This window comes from Rhizobium tibeticum (assembly GCF_900110205.1).
GTDB classification, from domain to species: Bacteria; Pseudomonadota; Alphaproteobacteria; order Rhizobiales; family Rhizobiaceae; genus Rhizobium; species Rhizobium tibeticum.
On sequence record NZ_FOCV01000097.1, the window covers coordinates 1 to 2,500 of the forward strand.

General features: G+C 54.4%; 1 tRNA gene and 2 rRNA genes (1 of these 3 cut by a window edge). All 3 read right to left on the reverse strand.

Going from position 1 to position 2,500, the window contains the following annotated elements:
* Positions 1-3 precede the first annotated feature (3 nt).
* Positions 4-80, reverse strand: a tRNA-Met gene (locus BSG20_RS34470).
* Between the two features lie 244 nt (positions 81-324).
* Positions 325-439 (reverse strand): 5S ribosomal RNA (gene rrf / locus BSG20_RS34475).
* Positions 440-646: 207 nt separating this feature from the next.
* A 23S ribosomal RNA gene (locus BSG20_RS34480) occupies positions 647-2,500 on the reverse strand; it runs 1,029 nt beyond the window's last position.

Here is a 2,500-nt window from a genome sequence, read left to right on the forward strand (position 1 = left end):
ATTTGGTTGCGGGGGCAGGATTTGAACCTGCGGCCTTCAGGTTATGAGCCTGACGAGCTACCGGGCTGCTCCACCCCGCGCCATCTTGGTAAACCGCTATGCGGTTTATCCGGTGTGTGCAAATCCGTTTTGGATTTGTCACGGTTGCGTCACCGCTTTGCGGTGCTGCATTGTGCCTGAGCAAATTGGGTCGCAATTTGTCTCATGTTGCATTTTGCTCTGCATTTCGGCGTTTGGAAAGCAGAAAGGACCGCTTTGGGCGGCCCTTTGTTTCCGGCTTGGGCCGTTGGAGGTGATGAGAAGATTGTATGTTGCGTTTAGCAGACCTGGCAGCGACCGACTCTCCCGCGTCTTAAGACGAAGTACCATAGGCGCTGGGGCGTTTCACGGCCGTGTTCGGAATGGGAACGGGTGCAGCCGCCCCGCCATGACCACCAGGTCAGCGAAGCGCAACAATTGAGAAGCTGGCAGAGGTCTTGCGACCTCGTTTTTCCGGGCGAACATTTGATGTTCGCCGTCTTGAACACGTCTAGGCGTCACAAACCGGACAAACACTGCGTGTTTGCCGGGCATGTCGCAAAGGCTTACGCCTCTGCTCTGTCGGGACAAGCGCTTCGCGCTTGCCCTATGAGCATTGTCAATGAGAACGATCAAGCCAATCGAGCTATTAGTACCGGTAAGCTTCACACATTGCTGCGCTTCCACACCCGGCCTATCAACGTGGTCGTCTTCCACGGCTCTGATAGGGAATACTCGTTTTCAGGTTGGTTTCCCGCTTAGATGCCTTCAGCGGTTATCCATTCCATATGTAGCTACCCTGCTATGCCCTTGGCAGGACAACAGGTCCACCAGAGATATGTCCATCCCGGTCCTCTCGTACTAGGGACAGATCCTGTCAATATTCCTACACCCACGGCAGATAGGGACCGAACTGTCTCACGACGTTCTGAACCCAGCTCACGTACCGCTTTAATTGGCGAACAGCCAAACCCTTGGGACCTGCTCCAGCCCCAGGATGCGATGAGCCGACATCGAGGTGCCAAACAACCCCGTCGATATGGACTCTTGGGGGTCATCAGCCTGTTATCCCCGGCGTACCTTTTATCCGTTGAGCGATGGCCCTTCCACGCGGGACCACCGGATCACTATGACCGACTTTCGTCTCTGCTCGACTTGTCAGTCTCGCAGTCAGGCGGGCTTATGCCATTGCACTCGACGACCGATTTCCGACCGGTCTGAGCCCACCATCGCGCGCCTCCGTTACTCTTTCGGAGGCGACCGCCCCAGTCAAACTACCCACCATACACTGTCCCGGATCCGGATAACGGACCGCGGTTAGACATCCATGACGATAAGGGTGGTATTTCAAGGATGGCTCCACGGAAACTGGCGTCCCCGCTTCAAAGCCTACCACCTATCCTACACATGCCGACACGAATGCCAGTGTAAAGCTATAGTAAAGGTGCACGGGGTCTTTCCGTCTGACCGCAGGAACCCCGCATCTTCACGGGGAATTCAATTTCACTGAGTCTATGTTGGAGACAGCGGGGAAGTCGTTACGCCATTCGTGCAGGTCGGAACTTACCCGACAAGGAATTTCGCTACCTTAGGACCGTTATAGTTACGGCCGCCGTTTACTGGGGCTTCGATTCAAAGCTTGCACCTCTCCTCTTAACCTTCCAGCACCGGGCAGGCGTCAGACCCTATACGTCGTCTTGCGACTTCGCAGAGCCCTGTGTTTTTGATAAACAGTCGCTACCCCCTGGTCTGTGCCACCCCACAATACTTGCGTAGCATGGGGTCACGCTTCTTCCGAAGTTACGCGTGCAATTTGCCGAGTTCCTTCAACATAGTTCTCTCAAGCGCCTTGGTATACTCTACCTGACCACCTGTGTCGGTTTCGGGTACGGTCTATACGGTGGAGCTATTTCCTGGAACCGCGTCCCTGCCCAGACAATCCAATAAGTCTGAACAAGTTGAGCAATCCGTCACTACCACCAGGCCCACGAATATTAACGTGGTTCCCATCGACTACGCATTTCTGCCTCGCCTTAGGGGCCGGCTAACCCTGCTCAGATTAACTTTAAGCAGGAACCCTTGGTCTTTCGGCGAGAGGGTCTCTCACCCTCTTTATCGTTACTCATGTCAACATTCGCACTTCCGATACCTCCAGGACCCCTCACAGGTATCCCTTCACAGGCTTACGGAACGCTCCGCTACCACGTGTATTGCTACACATCCTCAGCTTCGGTGCATGGCTTCAGCCCCGTTACATTTTCGGCGCAAAGACCCTTATTTAGACCAGTGAGCTGTTACGCTTTCTTTAAATGATGGCTGCTTCTAAGCCAACATCCTGGTTGTTTTGGGATCCTCACATCCTTTCCCACTTAGCCATGACTTGGGGACCTTAGCTGGAGGTTAGGGTTGTTGCCCTTTTCACGACGGACGTTAGCACCCGCCGTGTGTCTGCCGACTAGTACTCCCCGGTATTCGGAGTTTG